Origin of the sequence: Neisseria sp. P0018.S001 (genome assembly GCF_051957355.1) — a bacterium.
Lineage (GTDB): Bacteria > Pseudomonadota > Gammaproteobacteria > Burkholderiales > Neisseriaceae > Neisseria > Neisseria subflava_A.
Map to the genome: position 1 here is coordinate 1 of NZ_JBQCWN010000028.1, position 4,731 is coordinate 4,731.

Here is a 4,731-nt window from a genome sequence, read left to right on the forward strand (position 1 = left end):
ATTTGTGCGTCTTTGGCTTCGATGCTGCCTTCGGTGGCACGGATGCTGAGATGGCGGCCGGCCGTCAGCGAGCTGCCGACGGCTTCGGTGCTGCTGCTATCCTGCGTCTGCGTGCTGCGGCTGCGGCGGCGGGCACAATCAGAGCCGAACCGAAACCGAGCAGCAGGCTGAAAGCCAGCGTGCCCAAATGCAAACGACAGCCTGAATGGGGTTTCGGGCTGCCTTTAATCTGCATTATGGAATCATGATTAGCCATACGGGTTTTCTGTTTTTTGCTTTTCTTCTTTAAACCATTGTTCAAAAATATTACCCGGTGTTAAATCATCTCTATGCGAGAAAAATTTTTCATATGAATAATTAGCGGATGCTTTCTGATTTACATTGTCATATATGAGTTTCAACTGAGTTGGAATTTCCTGATGATTCTCGGCAAAGACAGAGCATAGTTCCGAATAATCTTCCATTCCAAGATTAAGAAACTGCCATTGAATCTCTTTTGTATTAAAAGACTCCTTTCTCATAATTTTATTACCCACTTTAAAAAAAGCATCAAAAGACAATACGTTTCTTTCCCTTGCACCATATATATAGACAGCGGTAACCCCCTCTCCTGAAAATTCAAGTGCCAAGCTAAGCATACGTTCTTGTATTTCTGATATCTTATCTTCAAATTTCATTTTTACTTTCCTGTGTTGTAAATCTTTTCAACTTTTTTAATGCCATCAATTTCATATTGAATAACAAAATGATCTGGCCTTAAACTATTTCCCTTGTATTGTATATCAACATTTACCGTTACGCGTTTCTTTTCCATTAATGCATTTGCCCATTCATTTTCTAGAATTTTATAATTGCTTAAATTAACTCCGCTAAGCTGGGATACCAGATTATCCAACTTTGGAGACCCGCCAAATCTATCTCCCGCCAAATGACCAGCATGATCACCACTGAGTTTTCCCGGAGTATTAGGGTTATGATGAAGCCTGTCGGAACGTTTGGTTAACTGAAGCTCTTGTGCTTCCCATGTTTTTAACCGCCCAAGATGATCAGTTTGGTATATATATTCAAACTCTCCGGCTTGATATGTTACATTTGGTTTTAGTTTTCCTTTCTGATCAAAATGCGATCCGTCTTTGATAATTGTATCAGACGAAATAGTTTGGGTGCTATTCTGAAGTTTCGAGTTATTCGTGTTCAAGCGGTTATTGCGGGCGGGAGGCTGTTTGTTGTGCACATTTTCTTCCAGACGCCCGATTCCGCCCTGCTTGCCAAAGGTCTGATCATATACCGCATTCCCTTGTCCGACTTTCTCCGCAACATTGCCTACCGCTTTGTCAAACTTCTCTCCCGCCGTGCCGCCTTTGGGTGGCGAAGATTCGGGCTGCCCGCTTCCTTTGGCTGATGTGCTGCCTTTGCCGGTTGCGCCGGATTTGGTGCCGCCCTTGCCGTGCGCACGGCTTTCCATTGGAAGAGACGGGCTTTCAGGCTGCACTCTGTGCGGCAATCCGATACCCTCCGGTGTGGCCAGTCCGCATTGCGCACCATGGCAGAAATTGTCAAAGCCTTCCTTTATTTTTTGAAGCTCTTGCTTCCCGTTGTCTGCGACTTTTCGCGCAAACCTCCCGCTTTCGCCAACCAAATTCCCGCCTACATAGCGAACCCCTTTACTGATGATTTCTCCACCGTGTTTTGCAGCTTTTCCGGGAACGATAAAACCGCCTACATTGGCTGTAGCCGTTTCCATGTCATCGACCGCATCACCCAAATTGCCATTGGCAACAGCATGTCCGAAATTGCTGCTATGCCGTTTGAACAGGCTCCATTCGTGCCGGATGGCTGTACCGGCAGAATCGATTACTTTATCCCGCTCCTCTTGGTTGGTAGCCAACTGTTCCAGCTTATTCCAGACCCGATCCGGATTTTGAATGACGTACTTCCCTCCGTTCCATAATCCTTCACCGAGACCGATAATGCCTTCTCCGGTATCAATCAAGATACGATCGGCAACGCGTATGTCAAATGGGGCACTGAAGACTTTCTCAACTGCCCGCTCAGTAAATGGTTTGTCCGGCTGTTGGCCATCAGCTACCTGCTGGGGGAGATTGCCGAGACGGGGCGATTTTCCTACTGAGAAAGCGCCACGAAGGGTGTACCAAAAATCGGACGGACGTAACAGGCTCTTACGCTGATTGGTGTGGTTAAATGAAATGCCGTCGAGATAATGGGTGATATCGGCAGCTTTTTGACGGTCACTCTCCAAATAGGCAATATCGGTCATATTTTCCCAAATGATAAAGTGCCGGCTGCTGTAACCTTCTTTGCCGATCCAATCGGGGAGAACGGTAACGACCGGTAAGTTTTTTGCATCGTCTCCTGCTTGGTTAGGTGAAATAGAATCGGTTTGTGTAACAGGCTCAAGTTGAGCCCATTTTCTTCTGGGTGGATACTGCCTGCTTGCATAAAGCGGCGCATATTCTTCACTGGTGACATATTGCAAGCCTTCACGTATTTCAACTTTTTTCGCGGCGCACGCAGGATCTTGGTCGCCTCCGCGTTGGCATTGCAGTATCAAATCATTGCGGTTTTTTGCGCTGCGCATACGGGCGTCTGCAAATGTTTCATCCAGACATTTTTTATCGCCTATCGCGCATTGTTCCAATCTTCTTTCAAACTCGATGGTTTCTTCTTTGCTCAGATAGTTATTCTCCACCGCATTCTGTCCGACCGTCCCGGCAACTTGCGCATCAAACAACGCTCCGTTGCTGCTGTTCGTGCCGTTCAGACTGCCTCCGGCCGCACCCACCACCGAAGCAAGCGCCCCGGTCTGCGCTTTGATCTCTTCTTTAATGTGCTCGGGCAGAAGGTTGGGATTGAATTTTCCGCTTATCGGGTCAATCGCGGTCTTGCCGTCGTCGTATTGTTTGGCCAGGTATTCGGCTGCGCGTTCGGCGGCAACGGCAGCGCTGCCGCCGGCAAGCGGGTCGGCGCCGTTGGCGTAGGCCAAGGCGGCACCGAGCATAAAGTGGCCGATTGCTTGCGCGGCTTCGTTTTTGTTTTCACCGTGGCCGAAGCGCTTGCCGATGGCGGCTGCGGCATACGGCGCCAACGTATTGGCCGCCAGCTGTAAATCACCCTGGCCGCCCAATGCGCCGGTAATCAGGGTTTCGGCGGCGCTAAGCGCACGGCTTTTGCTGCCGCCTACGCCCCAGCTTCGGGCTTCTTGGTAAGCTTGGGCATACTTCGCGTTCCCCAGCCTCATGGACAGCCGTTCGCTGTCGCTTTTACCGGCATATTGCTCATAACTGCCGTCGTTTTGCTCTTTCAGACGGCCTTCGTAAGCGGCCTGTTGTTTTTCCAGCTCTTCGGCTGCCGCTTTGGCACGGTTGCCACTATAGGTGGCAACGGCGCTGTGGATGACGGCAGTCGATTGGGCGACGGTTTGCTGTTTGTCGAGTAGGTTTTGCAGATCGGGTACGGCTTCGGCGCTGCGGTGGGCGTTTTGCAGATCGGTTTGGATGCCGAGTGCGCGGGCGCTGGTGGCTTGGTCGCCGATGGTGATGTTGCCTTCGCTGAGTACGGAGCGGGTATAGCCTTGGCTGCCGCCGCTTTCATGTTGCGGCAGGGTGGGGCTGTAGTTGAGGCCTTGCTTGATGTTTTGGCCGGCGGTTTGGGACGCACGGCCGAAGGCGCTTTGATTGAAGCCGCCGCTGCCTTTCAGGCTGCCGCCGTAGCCGGCGCCGATGCCCATGCTGCTGGCGCTGTAGCTGCTTTCGTTGCGGATGTCTTCAAAGCTGAAACTGCGGGCGGTGAGTTCGTTGTGGTCTTTATCTGCGGCAGAAGCGATGGCGCCGCCTTTAAGCCGGACGCTGTCGGCTTTGATGTGGTAGCCGCCTTCGCCGGCAAAGAGACCGCTCTGGCTGCCGACGCTGCGGCTGTGGCCGCTGGCTTTGCTTTGGTTGTAGTTGCCGGATACGCTCCATGCGGTACCGAGCGCGACTTGGGCGCGGATGCCGCCGCCGCTTTGTTTGCTTTCCTGTTCGACAGTGTCCTGCGGGCTTTCGATGTGCAGTGTGCCGCCGACTTCGGCGTCGATGCGTTTTGCATGGGCTTGAGCACCGTTCAGCACGGTATTGCCCTTGCTGCTGAGCTGCAGTTTGTCCGATTGCAGCAGGGTGTTTTGATGGGTTTGGCTGTCCGAACGGTTTTTGCCTTTGCCGTAGGCCGCTTCGGCATAGATATAGACGCCGGTTTGCGCACCGACGGAAACCCCGACGCCGACCTGTACGCCGGCATTGCGGTTTTTGCCGTCCTGATGTTGGCTGTCTTGGGCCGACTGCAGCAGGATGTCGCGTGCGGAATCGAGGCGGATGGTGTCGCCCGCAGTAATGTTGCTGCCTTGGACGGTAATGTCGCCCTCGCGGCTGCGGATATTGATGTCGCCGCCGGCTTTCAGGCTGCTTTGCTGGCTTTGGCGGTAGTTTTGGTTTTGTTCTTTGCTAGCGGTTTTAAAGCCGAAGCCGGCTTCGACGGACAAGAGGACGGCGCCTTGCTGTCCGGTTTGGTTTTTGACGGCGTCGGCCACTTTGCCGACGGAATCGGCCAGTTGGTAGGCTTGGGCGCCGGCGGCTAGACCCTGCAGGGCGCGGGTGCGGTCGTCGGCTTTGCTTTTGGCAGCACCTTCGGCAGCGTTGACCAGATCGATCAGCGGTGAGGAGATTTTGGCGAAGGTGC

The 4,731-nt window shown here is 52.6% G+C and carries 3 protein-coding genes; all 3 read right to left on the bottom strand.

Going from position 1 to position 4,731, the window contains the following annotated elements; all coding sequences use genetic code 11:
- Positions 1 to 200: hemagglutinin repeat-containing protein (locus tag ACTHTJ_RS10530; protein ID WP_440362664.1), on the bottom strand; the 200-nt coding region annotated here is incomplete at its 3' end.
- A gap of 48 nt (positions 201 to 248) precedes the next feature.
- Entirely contained in the window at positions 249 to 677 is a 429-nt protein-coding gene (locus tag ACTHTJ_RS10535; protein WP_070461644.1) for a hypothetical protein, read from the bottom strand.
- A 2-nt stretch (positions 678 to 679) separates the two neighbouring features.
- Positions 680 to 4,731 (bottom strand): hemagglutinin repeat-containing protein (locus ACTHTJ_RS10540; RefSeq protein WP_440360949.1); only part of this gene is annotated, 4,052 nt, incomplete at its 5' end.